Here is a 15,292-nt window from a genome sequence, read left to right on the forward strand (position 1 = left end):
TCACGCACCGGCTTCGCTGCGCAGGACTTTTTCCTTCAACGGCAGGCCCCAGCGATAACCGCCGAGCGATCCGTCGCCGCGAATGATGCGATGGCAGGGCACCATCACGGCCAGGCGATTCTGCGCGCAGGCGCGAGCCACGGCGCGGGCCGCACGCGGCAGGCCGAGCTGGTCGGCGAGTTCGGCGTAACTGCGCGTTTCGCCACGCGGGATCTTCATCAATGCCTGCCAGACGCGCTGCTGGAAGGCCGTGCCGATCAGTTCCAGCGGAACGCGTGCAGACAAACCCTTCAAGGCATCGGCGACCGCGCGAACGCGCGGCGCCAGGAACTCGTCGCGACCGTCCTGCACGCGCGCGAGTTCGGCTTGCGGGAACTCGCCGCGCAATTCCTCCAGCAAGGCCTGCTCGTCCTCGCCAAGCGCGACTGCGCAGATGCCGCGTTCGCTGGCGGCGACCAGGGCACGGCCGAGTTCTGTTTCGATCAGGTCCCAGTGGATGCGCATGCCCGCCCCACCCTTGCGATATGCGCCGGGCGGCATGCCCAGGCGCGCGGCGCCGTCTTCGTAGACGCGGCTCGGCGAACCGTAACCGGCATCGACGAGCGCGCGCGTGACATCGCTCTTGCCGCGCAGTCCACGCTTGAGTTCGCCCAGTTTGACCTGCGCGCGGTATTCGGCCGGCGACAAGCCGTAGGCGGCACGGAAGCTGCGTTGCAGGTGGCCGGCACTGAGGCCGACACGGCGACCGAGGCTTTCCAGCCCGTGCTCGCCAGCCTCCAGCAGCTGGCGCGCGCGCTCAAGGCGGGGATCGATGATGCTTTCGGGTTTGGCGGTCCGGTTCATGCCGCCAGACTAGCGGGCGTTACAGCCGCCCGCTATCCGCATCGTGTGGAACTCGCCGATGGCGGCAGCCATAGATGACGCCGGCCGGCGACCGGCTCAGTTGCTCCAGACCAGGGCGCGCTTCGTGACCGGCATGACCTGAGCGGCCAGCTGCGGGTTGCCGCTGAGCAGTCCGATCGCGTCGGACAGGACGTAGGCGCTTTCGCGCAGCAGCGGATCGGGACGCGACTTCGCGGCTTCTTCCTGCGCCACCTGCTTGCTGACCGAACGCTCGTTCGCCTGCAGGCCATCGTCGCGATCGTCGTTGCCGGCCACGGTCGCCAGACCCATGGCCTTGCGCTGCGTGTCGCGCTGCTTGCGCCGCGCTTCGTTGCGATCGCGTTCGGCTCGACGATCGGCTTCATTGAGCGAGATGGTCTTCTTCTCGCGCTCGGTGCGGAAGCGGGCCACATCCTCGACCAGCCACTGGTATTCCTGGTCCTTGGCCACGCGCGCGTCGTGTTGCGCGCCGAGGCGCGGCAGCATCGGCCCGAAGTTGCCGAGGTTGACGTGGTTGGCGGCGGCGATCTTGCTCGCCGGCAAGGCGTTGTCGTAGGTGCTCTCGCCGAACTCGCTGGCGTCCACCGTCACCGGGAACTGGATGTCGGGCACGACGCCGGCGAACTGCGTGGTGCTGCCGTCGACGCGGAAGAACTGCGCGATCGTCAGCTTCACCTGGCCGAACTTCTCGTCCTGGCGACCGGGCCAGCGATCGAGGTCGATCAGGTTCTGCACCGTGCCCTTGCCGAAGGTCGGTTCGCCGATGATGATGCCGCGGCCGTAATCCTGGATGGCGGCCGCGAAAATCTCCGAGGCCGACGCCGAACTGCGATTGACCAGCACGGCGAGCGGGCCGTCCCAGGCTACGCCCGGGTCCTTGTCGCGCTCGACGCTGACGCGACCGCCGGACTCGCGCACCTGCACGACCGGACCCCGGTCGACGAACAGGCCGGCGAGTTCGACCGCTTCGATCAGCGAACCGCCGCCGTTGTCGCGCAGGTCCATGACCACGCCGTCGACCTTGGCCGCGCGCAGCTCGCCGAGCAGTCGGGCGACGTCGGTAGTGGCCGAACGCGCGTCCGGATCGCCGCGACGCGCGGCTTCGAAATCGAGATAGAAGCCCGGCAGTTCGATCACGCCGATGCGGCGACCGCCGGCATCGATGATCTTCTTGCTGGCGGCCTGCTCCTCGAGCTTGACCTTGTCGCGCACGAGGGAAACGAGTTTGTGCGCACCGTCGGTGCCGGCGTCGGCCGGAATGATGTCGATGCGGACCTTGGTGCCCTTCTTGCCGCGGATCAGGTCGACGACATCGTCGATGCGCCAGCCGACCACATCGGTCATCGGGCCGCTGTCGCCCTGGCCGACCGCGACCACGCGATCGCCGACCTGCACCTTGCCGGACTTGCCGGCCGGGCCGCCGGGAACGATCGTGCGGATCACGACGAACTCTTCCTGCCGCTGCAGCACCGCGCCGATGCCTTCGAGCGACAGGCGCATCGTCATGTTGAAGTTTTCGGCGCTGCGCGGGCTCATGTAGCTGGTGTGCGGGTCGATCGACATCGCGTACGCGTTCATGAAGTTCTCGAACACGTCGTCGCCGCGCAGTTCGTGCACGCGGCTGGCGAGCTGCGCGTAGCGCTTGTCGAGCGTCTTGCGGATCTCTTCCTGGCTGCGGCCGGCGAGTTTGAGGCGCAACACGTCGTTCTTGACGTACTTGCGCCAGATCTCGTTGAGCTCGTTGCCGTCGGCCGCCCAGGCGGCGTGTTCGCGATCGTAGGCCCAGCTTTCCTTCGCCGACAGGTCCATCGGCTTGGCCAGCAGGCCGCGCGCGTAGGCGATGCGCTGGTCGACGCGCTGCACGTAGGTGCCGAAGATGTCGTAGGGCGCGCGCAGGTTCTGGCTCTTGATCGAATCGTCGAGCGTGCTGCGATAAGGTTCGAAACGACGGATGTCGGCCTGGGTGAAGAACAGTTTCTCGCCGTCGAGCGATTCCAGGTAGCGACGGAAAATATCGGCCGACAACTTGTCGTCCAGCGTCGCCGAACGATAGGCATAACGGCTGTCGGACAGCAGGCCGTAGACCAGGCGCGCGGCCGCGCCCTGCGCATCGGTGGCGGCCATCGGCTGCGCCGCCGGTGCGGCGGTGGCGGGCGCCGGCGCGTTGCTGGCAGCCAGGGCCAGCGTCAGCGGCAGGATGGCGGTCAGGGCGATCAGCTTGTTGTTCATCATGGGGTCGGTCCTCTGACCGTGAATCCTGGGTTCGAGCTTGCGCCCGGAATCGTGCGGAAGCCTGTGCCGATGGTACTGTCCGGCGCCTTCAGGCGCCGGCTTCGACGAATCCGGCTTCAGCCGCCATTCGGTCGGCATGGTAGGACGAGCGCACCATGGGCCCCGAGGCGACATGGGTGAAGCCCAGACCCTCGCCGAGCACGCGAAGTTCCTCGAACTCTTCCGGGGTCCAGTAACGGATCACCGGGTGGTGGTGCGGAGTCGGCTGCAGGTATTGGCCGATCGTGATCATGTCGACGTCGTGTTCGCGCAGGTCGCGCAACGTGGCGAGCACCTGTTCCTTCGTTTCGCCCAGGCCGAGCATGATGCCCGACTTGGTCGGCACGCCCGGGTGCTGCGCCTTGAACCGCTTGAGCAGGTCCAGCGACCAGCGGTAGTCGGCGCCGGGACGCACGTTCGGGTACAGGTCGGGCACGGTCTCGAGATTGTGGTTGAACACGTCCGGCGGATCGTCGTGCAGCACTTCCAGCGCACGCTCCATGCGGCCCTTGCCGCGGAAGTCGGGCGTCAGGATCTCGATGCGGATGCTCGGCGACAGCGCCCGCGTCTCGCGGATGCAGGCGGCGAAATGCGCCGCGCCGCCATCGCGCAGGTCGTCGCGATCGACCGAGGTGATCACCACGTAGCGCAGTTGCATGTCGGCGATCGTGCGCGCGAGGTTGAACGGCTCCTGCATGTCGGGCGGTTTCGGCCGGCCATGGGCGACGTCGCAGAACGAGCAGCGCCGCGTGCAGACCTCGCCGAGGATCATGAAGGTGGCGGTGCCGTGGCTGAAGCACTCGTGGATGTTCGGGCAGCTCGCTTCCTCGCAGACGGTGACGAGGCGGTTCTCGCGCAGCTTGGACTTCAGTTTCTGCACCGCATTGCCGGCCGGAATCCGCACGCGGATCCAGCTGGGCTTGCGCAGCACCGGCGCCGATTCGTCGAACTTGACCGGGCTGCGCGCGATCTTGTCCTCGCCCAACTGTTTCGCGCCTTCCTGCAGCGACGGAATCACCGCGAGGGGAATGCTCTTGGGGGCGGATTCGGTCGAAGACATCGGCGGCTCAGGCGGAGAGGGGAACGGCGTCCAGCAGACCAGGCAATTCAAGCGCAGGGCGGGGATGCAGGCCAAGTTGGCGCGACAGCGCCTCCACCAGCACCGGCTTGACCTGGTCGGGATCGCCGGGGCCGCCCAATTCTAGCAGCGAGGTCACCTGCAAGCCGGCGTAACCGCAGGGATTGATGCGATGGAAGGGCTCGAGGTCCATGCCGATATTGAACGCGAGGCCATGGAAACTGCAGCCATGCCGCACGCGCAGCCCGAGCGCACCGACCTTCTCGCCGCCGACATAGACCCCCGGCGCGCCTTCCCGTCGTTCCGCCCGCAGGTTCCAGGTCGCCATCGTCTCGATCAGGGCCTGCTCGATGCGATTGACGAACTCGCGCACGCCCAGGCCGCGTCGCCGCAGATCGACGAGGGGATAGGCCACGATCTGCCCCGGTCCGTGATAGGTCACCTGGCCGCCGCGATTCGTGCGCACGACCGGGATATCGCCGGCAGCCAGCACGTGTTCGGGCTTGCCGGCCTGGCCGAGCGTGAAGATCGGATCGTGCTCGACCAGCCACAGCTCATCGTCGCCGGCGTCGCCGCGCTGGTCGGTATAGGCCTCCATCGCGGCCCAGACGCGCCCGAACGGCTGGCGCCCAAGCTCGCGGATCGTCCAGGGCGCGGACGCTAGAGCGTCCACTTGATCTCCGGATGCGCGCGCAGCGCGTTGTGCGCCGCCTCGTAGTCCTCACGCGACTCGGCACGGAAGCTGACGGCGACCGAGATGTAGCGGCCAGCGCTCGAAGGACGAGTGCGCACGGTTTCGGCCACGACCGTCAGGCCGGCTTCGGCCAGCAGGGCCGGCACGGCGGCTTCCAGGCCGGCGTCGGCCGCCCCCATCGCGCTGATTTCGAATACCCCGGGGAACTGAAAGCCCTGGTCGTCGGCGGTCTTTTTCATCGCTACATTATCGGGGCGATGCGGGCGATTCCCAACCCGCCCGTCCCGCCTTTCGGCACATGCCGGCGCCAGCCCCCGGGGTTAGCGTCGGAAGGTTGGGCCCTGCCCTTCCTCCGACCCTGAACGGAACCATCATGTCCAAGAAGCCTCTCGTCCTGCTCATCGCCGCCGGCATCGCCTTTTCCGGCCCCGTTTTCGCCCAGTCCGCCGCCATGTCACCGACCTCGACCCTGCCCGCCAGCAATCCGTTCTTCGCCGACAGCACGCTGCCGCTGCACTACCCGGCGTTCGACAAGATCAAGGACAGCGATTTCGCGCCCGCCTTCGACTACGGCATGAAAGAACAACTCGCCGAAGTGAAGGCCATCGCCGACAACCCGGCCAAGCCGACTTTCGACAACACCATCGTCGCGATGGAGAAGTCCGGGTTCACGCTGGGTCGTGCGCTGTCGGTGTTCTTCAATCTCGTCGGCACCGACACCAACCCGGCGCGCGACAAGATCCAGTCCGACTACTCGGCCAGGTTCGCCGCGCACCAGGACGCCATCAGTCTCGACCCGAAGCTGTTCGCACGGATCAAGGCCCTGTACGACGCACGCGCGACGGCCGGTTACGACGCCGAAGACCTGCGCCTGGTCGAAAAGTATTACGACAATTTCGTCCGCTCGGGCGCGCTGCTGTCGGCCGCCGACCAGGCCAAGCTCAAGCAGATGAATGCCGAATTGGCCGAGCTGGGCACGCAGTTCAGCCAGAACGTGCTGGCCGAGGTCAACGACTCCGCCGTCATCGTCGATGACAAAGCCGAACTCGATGGCTTGTCGGAAGACCAGATCGCCACCGCCGCCAAGGCCGCCGAGAATGCGATCGCGGCTGCCGCCAAGGCGCTCGCCGCGGCGCAGGAAGCCGACCGCGCCGGCTCGACCGACCAGACGCGCAAGGCGCTCGCCAAGGCGCAGGCCGCGCAGGACCGCGCCGCCGGAATGAAGGGCAAGTACCTGCTGAAACTCAACAACTTCAGCAACCCCGCGATCCTGCCCCATCTCAACAACCGCGCGCTGCGCGAACGCGTCATGGCGGCTTCGCTCGCGCGCGGCAGCCGGGGCAACGCCTACGACAACACGGCGATCGTTTCACGTGTGATGAGCCTGCGTGCGGAAGAGGCGAAGATGCTCGGTTATCCGAACTACGCCGCCTACGGCCTGGGCAACCAGACGGCCAAGACGCCGGAAGCCGTCAACGCGATGCTCGGCAAGCTCGCGCCGGCGGCCGTGGCGAATGCGCGCAAGGAAGCCGCCGACATCCAGGCGCTGATCGACCGCGAGCAGAAGGCCAAAGGCCAGCCGAGCTTCGCGCTGCAGCCCTGGGACTGGGCCTATTACACCGAGAAGGTGCGCCAGGAACGCTACAACTTCGACGAATCGCAGCTCAAGCCCTACCTGGAACTCGATCACGTGCAGCAGGACGGCGTCTTCTACGCCGCCAACCAGCTGTACGGCCTGAGCTTCAAGGAGCGCAAGGACCTGCCGGTGTACCACCCGGACGTGCGCGTGTTCGACGTGTTCGACCGCGACGGCAAGCAGCTGGCGATCTTCATTTCCGACATGTACGCGCGCGATTCCAAGCGCGGCGGCGCCTGGATGAACACCTACGTCGACCAGTCGGCGATGACCGGCTTCCTGCCGGTGGTCGCGAACCACCTCAACATCCCGAAGCCCGCCGACGGCCAGCCGACGCTGCTGACCTGGGATGAGGTCACGACGATGTTCCACGAATTCGGCCATGCCCTGCACGGCATGTTCTCGAACGTGAAGTATCCGTATTTCACCGGCACCAGCGTGCCGCGCGACTTCGTCGAATACCCGTCGCAGGTCAACGAGATGTGGGCCGATTGGCCGTCGGTGCTGGCCAACTACGCCAAGCACTACCAGACCGGCGCGCCGATGCCGAAGGAACTTCTGGACAAAGTGCTGGCCAGTTCCAAGTTCAACCAGGGCTTCACGACCACCGAATACCTGGGCGCGGCCATGCTCGATCAGCGCTGGCACCAGTTGCCGGCGAGCCAGGTGCCCGGCGCATCCGGCGTGATGGCGTTCGAAGCGCAGGCGCTGGCCAAGGACGGCATCGATTTCCCGGCCGTGCCGCCGCGCTATCGCACGCCCTACTTCAGCCACATCATGGGCGGCTACGCCGCCGGCTATTACGCCTACATCTGGAGCGAAGTGCTCGACGCCGACAGCGTCGAATGGTTCAAGCAGAACGGCGGCCTGAAGCGCGAGAACGGCGACCACTTCCGTGCGACCCTGCTTTCGCGCGGCGGCAGCGCCGACGCGATGAAGCTCTTCCGCGACTTCGCCGGACGCGATCCGAACGTCGAACCGCTGCTCAAGCGCCGTGGTTTGGACGGCGGCACGAAGAAATAGGTTTCGAAACCTCGTTGCAACAAACGGCCGCCGCAGGGCGGCCGTTTGTTTTTCCGGGGTCGCGATGCTGCAGCGCATCGTCCGACCCCATTGCGCCCGAACGACGCTTACGCGCAAGCTAGCTTCATGCGCCCCCTGCTTGCCGCCTTGCTGGCCATGCTCAGCGCTCCGATCGCCGGATCGGCGATGGCGCAGGCGCGAACGCCGGATGTGCTGCGAGTCGCGGCGAACGACGCCAACGGCCAACCCTTCGTGCTGTACGACGAAAAGATGCGCCTGCGCGGCGGGCTCGCCCGCGACATCATGGATCATCTTTCCGCGCGGCTCGGCCTGAAACCGGTCTACATCAATCTGCCGCGCGCGCGGGTCGAGCCCTGGCTGCGCGAAGGCAGGGTGGACGCGGCCTGTTTTCTCGCGCCCGACTGGGTGCGCGAACCCAAGCGTCTGCGCTGGTCGCCGATCCTCTTCCATATCCGGCAGGTCATCGTGAGTCCGCCGGATTCGGCGCCTGTCACCGGCCCGCGGTCGCTTTACGGCAAACGCGTCGGGACGCTGCTCAACTACCACTATCCGGAACTCGCGCCCTACTTCGCCGACAGGCGCGTGCTTCGCGCCGACGCGCCGTCGTTCGCCTCCAACATCGCCAAGCTCGAACGCGGCCGGATCGATGCCTTCCTCAACGACGATCTCGCTTCCCTGTTCGCTGTCGAGAACGGCGGGCTTCCGGCGGATATCCGCATCGATGCGCTGTGGGCGCCGGAGAATCCGGTGTACTGCGCCTTCAGTCCGGAATTCGCCAGGCGTTCGCAGCAATGGCGGCCCGTGCTGCAGGAAGCCGTCGATGCCGGCAGGATGCAGCGCTGGATATCGGCCTACACCGGTGGACGCCGAGTCGCCGGCTCGGAGAAGAAACCGTAAGTCCTGACCAACGAGGAATGCTTGAGCGCCGAACGCGACCGCGACGACGAGAACAGCGAGCCCACGTCCGGCCGACCCTGGCGGCTTGGAATCGCCGGCCGCCTGCTCCTGTACATCGTCCTGTTCAGCACCTTGGTGACCCTGTTGCTGGCATCGGTGCAGCTCGCGCTCGAGTACCGACGCGACATCGCGACGATCGAACAACGCATCGACGAACTTCGGCGCAGCCGCCTGGACAGCATCGCCCGCAGCCTGTGGGACGTCGACAGCGAACTCTTGCGCCGGCAACTGGAGGGCATCCACACCCTGCCCGATATCGAAGCCGTTTCCATCCGGGAGACCGATGCGGGCGCCGCGGACGCGCCGATCCATATCGCGATCGGCCGGCCCGACGCCGACGCCCCGCTGCACTGGGAGCTGCCGGTCGTCTATTCGGACTTCGGGAAGCAAAGACGCATCGGCGTGCTGCGCGTCGAAGCGTCGCGCGATGCGGTGCTTGCGCGCCTGTACGATCGCGCCCTTTGGATCCTCGGCACGCAGGCGGTCGAGACCTTCCTGATCTCGTTGTTCGTCCTGCTGCTGGTGCACTACATGGTGACCCGGCACCTGGTCGCACTGGCGCGGATCGCCGGCACGTACGACGTACGTGCGCCCGCCTCCGAGTTCCACTTGCGGCGGCGCGGCGGCCATGGCGGCGACGAACTGGACCAGGTGGTGGCGGCGCTGGAAGGCATGCGTCGCAACCTGGAGCGCGCCTACCGCGACCTGTCGGAAAGCAATGCCGAACTCGAACGCGATATCGTCGCAAGAAGGCGGGCCGAAGCCACCGCCGAACGCCTCGCCACGCACGACGCGCTCACCGACCTGCCCAATCGCCGATTGCTGTTCGACCGCATCCGGCACGAACTCTCGGTTTCGGCGCGCACGCATACGCATGGTTCCCTGCTCTACGTCGATCTCGACCATTTCAAGGCCTTGAACGATGCCCGCGGCCATTCGCTGAGCGACGCATTGCTGGTCGAAGTATCGCGTCGCCTGGCCCGGAACATGCGCGAAGTGGACCTGGTGGCGCGCCTGGGCGGCGACGAGTTCGTGGTCGTGCTCTGCAGCACCAGCGAAAGCGCCGACCAGGCCGCCGCCGCCGCGCTATCGGCGGCCGAACAGATCCGCGCGCAGATCGCCGCCCCCATCGAGATCGATGGACAAACGCATCACCTGACCGCCAGCGTCGGCGTCGCGTTGTTCCCTGCCGACGGCGACGAGATCGAAAGCCTGCTCAAGCAGGCCGATGTCGCCATGCACCACGCCAAGACCGGAGGACGCAACAGCGTGCGCTTCTTCCAGGCCAATCTGCATGCGACCCTGGCGGCCCGTCATGAAATGGAGCTGGAGCTGCGCGCCGCGTTGGCCGAGGCCGCGTTCACCCTCGAATACCAGCCCCTGTTCGACAGCGACGCCGCACTTTGCGGTGCCGAAGCGCTGATCCGTTGGAAGCATCCGACCCGTGGCATGGTTCCGCCGGGCGAGTTCATCCCGATTTGCGAAGAAAGTGGCCTGATCGTCCGATTGGGCGACTGGGTGATCGATCGCGCCGCCGCGCAGATCCGCGCCTGGACCGATGCCGGCCTGATGCGGGTATCGCATTACGTGTCGGTCAACATCAGTCCGCACCAGTTCGGTCGTGCGGACTTCGTCGACAACATCTTGCGCGCCTGCCGCAGGCATGGCGTCGATCCGCGCCAACTGGCGCTGGAAATCACCGAAGGCGTGGTCCTGGGCGATCTGGAGCAGACCATCAGGACGATGGACGCGCTGCGCCAGCATGGGCTGCGCGTCTACATCGACGATTTCGGCACCGGCTACTCCTCGATGGCCTATCTCAAGCGCCTGCCGATGGATGGCTTGAAGATCGACCAGAGCTTCATCCGCGACCTCAAGCAGGAAGACAACAGCGCCGCCATCGTCGAAGCCATCATCGCCATCGGTCGCCGCTTCGGCCTCGTCGTCGTCGCCGAGGGCGTGGAGACCGACGCGCAGGCGCAGTTCCTGCGCGGGCTCGGCTGCGATCTGTTCCAGGGTTATCTGTTAGGACGCCCTGTCGATCCGGAATCCTTCCGGCACCTGTACCTGCAGCGCACGGCGAAGGGTTCCGGCGCGATCGGCGGCGATCCCGCGGCTTCGTCTTCGGCAGGCTAGGCGCAACGCGAGCGCAGGGACGCGCGCAGCGACTGAACATCGTGCAACCTCCGGGGTGGTCGCGAGCGCAGGGATGGCGGCAAGCCGGTATGCTGCAAGAATCGCGCGACCGCCGGTCGCGCCTTCGTTGTCGTCCTGCCGCCCTCGCCGATGATCCGCCTTCGCCATTTCGCTCCTGCCCTGCTCGCCGTGCTGGCGCTGACCGCTTGCCAGCCCGAGCCACCGCCGCCGCCCAAGAAGAAGACGCCGACCCAGATCGTCGAATCGGACACGCTCGAAGGCGGCGCCATCAGCACCGCGCCGGTCAGGAACGGGAGCGCCCCCTACGCCGCGGTTTCGCGCCAGAACGCGCGTATCGACTGGTCGCCGATGACGCTGCCGGAGGAAGATCAGGCCTGGCTCAGCTGCGAGCTGGACTATGAGACCAAGGGCGACGGCGCGCCGCTGGCTTCGCTCGATCGCAAGGCCCTGACCGCCGCCTTGCAGACCTGTCGCGAGCCCGGCGTGCTGCGCCTTCGTTACCACGGCCACATCGGCGCCGATTTCACCGCGCTGATCGAACGCGTCACGCGCCTGGCGGACGAGCTGGACATCGACAAGCGCGTGCTCGACATCGATTCGACCGGCGGCCAGGTGGAAGACGCCATCCGCGCCGGCGACTTCATCGCCGAGTCGCGCTGGACGATCTGGGTGCGCGAAGGTTCGCAGTGCCACAGCGCCTGCGTGTTCATCCTCAGCGCCGGCGACACCCGTCGCATCGCCGGGCGCGTCGGCATCCACCGCATCATTCGCATGAGCTCCACCGCCAGCACGCGTGCCGAGCTCAATGCCGAGTTGCGCGTCGTTTACGATCGCGTGCGCGCCTATCTCGAACGCAACGGCGCCGCCGTGGCGGTGGCCGACCTGATGATGGCCGTACCCAATCGCAGCCTGCGCCTGCTGACCGCCGACGAGCTCAAGCGTTATGGACTCGATGGCGCCAATCCGGCCCAGGACGATCTCGACCGACTGCGCCTGATGCGCAAATGCGGCGAGGATTTCGTCAATCGTCGCGATGCCTTCGTGCTCGCCTTCGACCGCCGTTGCCGGGGTTCGCAAGACCAGCTCGGGGGCTTGAACGATTGCGGCCTGGACCTGCGCAAGGACTTCGGTTTCCCGGATCGCACCTGCCCCGCCGAGAGCCCGCTGGCCGAGTTCGATCGCGCGCAAACTTCCGCCAGCGGCGAAGCAGCGGATGGCCAAAGCGCCGGCAAGCCCGCGCCCTGAGCGTCCGAAATCGTCTGCGTCGCGGTAACGCGCCGCAATTGTGATGGTCGTCACACATTCCGCCCGCCATAGGGGCATATTAGTGACGCACGGCACGGCGTAGCTTCCTCCCCCCGTCCAGCGCCAGCCCGCTCCCCCGAGCGGGCGCCGTGAAGGAGCCCCCATGCATGCCTTCGGTTTGCATCGAGCCGCTTTTCTGTCGGCGCTACTGGTCACGTGTCTGGCTGGCTGCACCGCAACGGAGCGAGGCGCCGAAGAATCGGTCGCGGGCGCCGAGGCCTTGCGACCGCGGCCTCCCACGCCGACGCCCGGCGGCAAACCCACGCCAGAACAGGCCTCCCGCTTCCTGTCGCAAGCCAGCTTCGGACCCACCGAAGCGGAGATCACCTCGCTTACGGCGACCACCTACGACAGCTGGCTCAACAACCAGTTCGCGATGCCGCGAAGCTCGCACTATTCGCATGTGCTCTGGCTGAAGGACCAGGGCATCGACGTCGACGATTTCACCAACCAGTATGCGATCGAGTCGTTCTGGAAACAGGCCATCACCGGACCGGACCAGTTGCGCCAACGCACGACCTGGGCCCTCAGTCAGATCTTCGTCGTCGGCGATGTGGACAGCATCCGCAACTCCGCCTACTACGACATGCTCGGCAGCAATGCCTTCGGCACGTATCGCCAGTTGCTCGAGGGCGTCACCCTGTCGCCGGCGATGGGGCTATGGCTGTCGCATATCGGGAATCTCAAGGAGGACCCGGCGACCGGCCGGCTGCCGGACGAGAACTACGCGCGCGAGGTGATGCAGCTTTTCAGCATCGGCCTCTGGCAGCTCAACCCCGATGGCAGTCGGGTGCTCGATAGCGCCGGTCGCCCGATTCCGACCTATACGCAGGAAGACATCCGCGGCCTGGCCAAGGTGCTGACCGGATGGAGCTACAACGGTTGCAATCCGACGACCGAATACTGGTACTGCTTCGACGCCGCGCGTGCCGGCTACTACATGGAGTACGACGACGTCACCAAACCGATGACGCCGCTGGAGGCCTACCATTCCAAGACGGAAAAACGCATCCTCGGCGGCAAAGTGATCCCGGCGGGCGGTACGGCCAAGTCGGACTTGAAAGCCGCGCTCGATACGCTGGCCAATCATCCCAACGTGGGGCCCTTCATCGGTCGCCAGCTAATCCAGCGGCTGGTCAAGAGCAATCCTTCGCCGCAGTACATCGCAAGAGTCACCGCCGTCTTCAACAACAACGGCCGCGGCGTGCGCGGCGACATGAAGGCCGTGCTGAAGGCGATCCTGCTCGATGCCGAAGCCCGCGACATCAACCTCGCGCAAGGCCCTGCGGACGGCAAACTGCGCGAGCCGGTGGTGATGCTGGCGCAATACTTCCGCCTGTTCACCGTTCCGCCCAGCGCCAGTCGCTTCAACTACAACCCCTGGTGGATGCAGGAGGCTTTCGCGCAGCGTCCGCAAAGCTCTCCGAGCGTGTTCAACTTCTACAGCCCCTTCTATTCGGCGCCGGGCGAAATGACGCAGAACGGCGTGGTCGGTCCGGAGTTCCAGATCCTGCACGAAGCCACCGAAGTCGATGGCTACAACTTCATGGAGTACTGGGTACAGACCGAGTTCGACGGCATCACCGGCTACCGCCACAACTACGCGCCGTTCGAGGCGCTGGCCGGCAACGCCACCACCCTGGTCGACAAGTTCGATCTGCTGCTGACCTACAAGACGCTGTCGCCGCAGGCGCGCACGATCATCATCGACGCGGTCAATCGCGTCCCGGCGAATGAGCGCAGGGAGCGGGTGAAGATGGCATTGATGCTGTTCGAGATCGCTCCCGACTACAAGATCCAGAGATGAGGCCAGACATGAACAAGCCCCCCCTGCTTCGTTCCCGCCGTCGCTTCCTCTTGTCTGCCGCCAGCGTCGCCGGATTGGGCGCGCTCGGCAACTTCGGCGTCAGCCTGCAATCTTTCGCGGCCGCCAGTGCGGTGGGCAGCGCGATACCGACCGACTACCGCGCCCTCGTATGCTTTTTCCTGTTCGGCGGCAACGACAACGGCAATACGCTGATCCCTTACGACCAGGCCGGCTACGACAACTATGTGTTGGGCCGCGAAGGCTCGCTGTCGCGTCCGCTCGGCATCACGCGCCTGCGCAACGACCTGTTGCCCCTGATCGCGCCTTCGCTCAACGACGGTCGCCAGATCGGCCTGCCCAAGGAAATGTCGAAACTCAAGTCCCTGTACGACGGCGGCAAGGTCGCGGTCGTTCCCAACGTCGGCGTGTTGTCCTATCCGACGACGCGCAGCCAATACGAGAACCGAACGATTGAACTGCCGCCGCAGTTGTTCTCGCACTCCGATCACCAGCGGTTCTGGCAACTGGGCGTTCCCAGCTACTCGGCCCGCACCGGTTGGGGCGGACGCATGGCCGACCTGCTCGCCGCCGCCAACAACGCCAGTGCCGTATCGATGTGCGTTTCGCTCTCGGGCAACAATGTCTGGCAGGTCGGCGACTATGCCTTGCCCTACCCGGTCAACTCGGAGACCGGCGCCTCGGAGTTCTGGTCGTTCTGGGACAACCGCCGACGCGATGCCGCCGTGCAGCTCAACCAGATCGCACGCGCCAACATGCTGCAGCGTCAGGCATCGGCCATTTTCAATCGTACGCTGGCGGCGCAGGAGCTGATGCAGACCGCATTGGCGGGCGCGCGCGATTTCTCCGACCTGTTCGGCAGCGTGCCGGCCGATCTGAATCCCGGCCTGGTGGAGGACTACATGCGCGTCCAGGAACAGATGCACATGGTCGCGCGCATGATCGACGTGCGCGCGCAGTTCGGCCACCGCCGACAGGTTTATTTCATCGGCCTCGGCGGCTTCGACAACCACGACAGCCTCGACGACCATGCCGATCGTTTGCGCGTCATCGCCGACAACTTCGCCGCGTTCTACCAGGCGACGGAGCGCATGGGAGTACAGAACAGCGTCACCACCTTCACCGGGTCGGACTTCGGACGAACGCTCAAGAGCAACGGCACCGGCTCCGACCACGGCTGGGGTTCGCACCATTTCGTCATGGGCGGCGCGGTGCGCGGCGGCGACCTGTACGGACGATTCCCGAATCTGTCGATCACCGGGCCCGATACGGTCGAACAACAGGGACAGTTGTTGCCCTCCACCTCGGTGGACGAGTACGCCGGCACGCTGGCGAAATGGTTCGGCGTCGCGTCCAGCGACCTGCCTCTGGTGGTTCCGAACCTGGGACGTTTCGCCCACCCCGACCTCGGTTTCATGAGCTGATATGCCTGCCGCAAGGGGA

The 15,292-nt window shown here is 66.1% G+C and carries 11 protein-coding genes; 6 read left to right on the forward strand and 5 right to left on the reverse strand.

The features are described 5' to 3' along the window. The 5 genes from QM707_RS10435 to QM707_RS10455 form a co-directional block, all read right to left on the reverse strand. Positions 1-843, reverse strand: a complete 843-nt coding sequence (locus QM707_RS10435) for a methylated-DNA--[protein]-cysteine S-methyltransferase (protein WP_415001786.1) — start codon at positions 841-843, stop codon at positions 1-3. 96 nt (positions 844-939) lie between these two features. Continuing rightward, entirely contained in the window at positions 940-3,111 is a 2,172-nt protein-coding gene (locus tag QM707_RS10440; RefSeq protein WP_415001837.1) for a carboxy terminal-processing peptidase, read from the reverse strand. Between the two features lie 91 nt (positions 3,112-3,202). Then, positions 3,203-4,213, reverse strand: coding sequence for a lipoyl synthase (gene lipA / locus QM707_RS10445; RefSeq protein ID WP_415001787.1), 1,011 nt, complete (start codon positions 4,211-4,213; stop codon positions 3,203-3,205). Positions 4,214-4,220: 7 nt separating this feature from the next. Further along, on the reverse strand, positions 4,221-4,904 hold the full coding sequence (lipB, locus tag QM707_RS10450; RefSeq protein ID WP_415001788.1) for a lipoyl(octanoyl) transferase LipB: 684 nt from the start codon (positions 4,902-4,904) through the stop codon (positions 4,221-4,223). Further along, on the reverse strand, positions 4,892-5,164 hold the full coding sequence (locus tag QM707_RS10455) for a DUF493 family protein (protein ID WP_415001789.1): 273 nt from the start codon (positions 5,162-5,164) through the stop codon (positions 4,892-4,894). Before QM707_RS10455 ends, lipB begins: the two co-directional genes overlap by 13 nt. Positions 5,165-5,376: 212 nt before the next feature. Between QM707_RS10455 and QM707_RS10460 the strand changes: the two genes are divergently transcribed. The 6 genes from QM707_RS10460 to QM707_RS10485 all read left to right on the forward strand — a co-directional run bounded on the left by QM707_RS10460 (position 5,377) and on the right by QM707_RS10485 (position 15,273). Further along, on the forward strand, positions 5,377-7,584 hold the full coding sequence (locus QM707_RS10460; protein WP_415001838.1) for a M3 family metallopeptidase: 2,208 nt from the start codon (positions 5,377-5,379) through the stop codon (positions 7,582-7,584). 126 nt (positions 7,585-7,710) lie between these two features. Further along, positions 7,711-8,502, forward strand: coding sequence for a substrate-binding periplasmic protein (locus QM707_RS10465; RefSeq protein ID WP_415001790.1), 792 nt, complete (start codon positions 7,711-7,713; stop codon positions 8,500-8,502). A gap of 21 nt (positions 8,503-8,523) precedes the next feature. After that, positions 8,524-10,698: a putative bifunctional diguanylate cyclase/phosphodiesterase gene (locus QM707_RS10470; RefSeq protein ID WP_415001791.1), complete on the forward strand. Its 2,175-nt coding sequence runs from the start codon at positions 8,524-8,526 to the stop codon at positions 10,696-10,698. A 150-nt stretch (positions 10,699-10,848) separates the two neighbouring features. Next, on the forward strand, positions 10,849-11,964 hold the full coding sequence (locus QM707_RS10475; protein WP_415001792.1) for a hypothetical protein: 1,116 nt from the start codon (positions 10,849-10,851) through the stop codon (positions 11,962-11,964). A gap of 163 nt (positions 11,965-12,127) precedes the next feature. Continuing rightward, the gene (locus tag QM707_RS10480; RefSeq protein ID WP_415001793.1) at positions 12,128-13,831 is read left to right on the forward strand and encodes a DUF1800 domain-containing protein; all 1,704 of its coding nucleotides are present in this window, start codon (positions 12,128-12,130) and stop codon (positions 13,829-13,831) included. A gap of 8 nt (positions 13,832-13,839) precedes the next feature. Then, positions 13,840-15,273: a DUF1501 domain-containing protein gene (locus QM707_RS10485; protein WP_415001794.1), complete on the forward strand. Its 1,434-nt coding sequence runs from the start codon at positions 13,840-13,842 to the stop codon at positions 15,271-15,273. The last annotated feature ends 19 nt before the right edge of the window (positions 15,274-15,292 follow it).

The sequence above is a fragment of the Arenimonas sp. genome, assembly GCF_047602345.1.
Lineage (GTDB): Bacteria > Pseudomonadota > Gammaproteobacteria > Xanthomonadales > Xanthomonadaceae > Arenimonas.

Bases quoted from the DNA above. Each gene is read 5' to 3' on its own strand.
- lipA (WP_415001787.1), bottom strand. From the start codon at position 4,213: ATGTCTTCGACCGAATCCGCCCCCAAGAGCATTCCCCTCGCGGTGATT.
- QM707_RS10455 (WP_415001789.1), bottom strand. From the start codon at position 5,164: ATGAAAAAGACCGCCGACGACCAGGGCTTTCAGTTCCCCGGGGTATTC.
- QM707_RS10465 (WP_415001790.1), top strand. From the start codon at position 7,711: ATGCGCCCCCTGCTTGCCGCCTTGCTGGCCATGCTCAGCGCTCCGATC.
- QM707_RS10440 (WP_415001837.1), bottom strand. From the start codon at position 3,111: ATGAACAACAAGCTGATCGCCCTGACCGCCATCCTGCCGCTGACGCTG.
- QM707_RS10460 (WP_415001838.1), top strand. From the start codon at position 5,377: ATGTCACCGACCTCGACCCTGCCCGCCAGCAATCCGTTCTTCGCCGAC.
- QM707_RS10435 (WP_415001786.1), bottom strand. From the start codon at position 843: ATGAACCGGACCGCCAAACCCGAAAGCATCATCGATCCCCGCCTTGAG.
- QM707_RS10475 (WP_415001792.1), top strand. From the start codon at position 10,849: ATGATCCGCCTTCGCCATTTCGCTCCTGCCCTGCTCGCCGTGCTGGCG.
- QM707_RS10485 (WP_415001794.1), top strand. From the start codon at position 13,840: ATGAACAAGCCCCCCCTGCTTCGTTCCCGCCGTCGCTTCCTCTTGTCT.
- QM707_RS10480 (WP_415001793.1), top strand. From the start codon at position 12,128: ATGCATGCCTTCGGTTTGCATCGAGCCGCTTTTCTGTCGGCGCTACTG.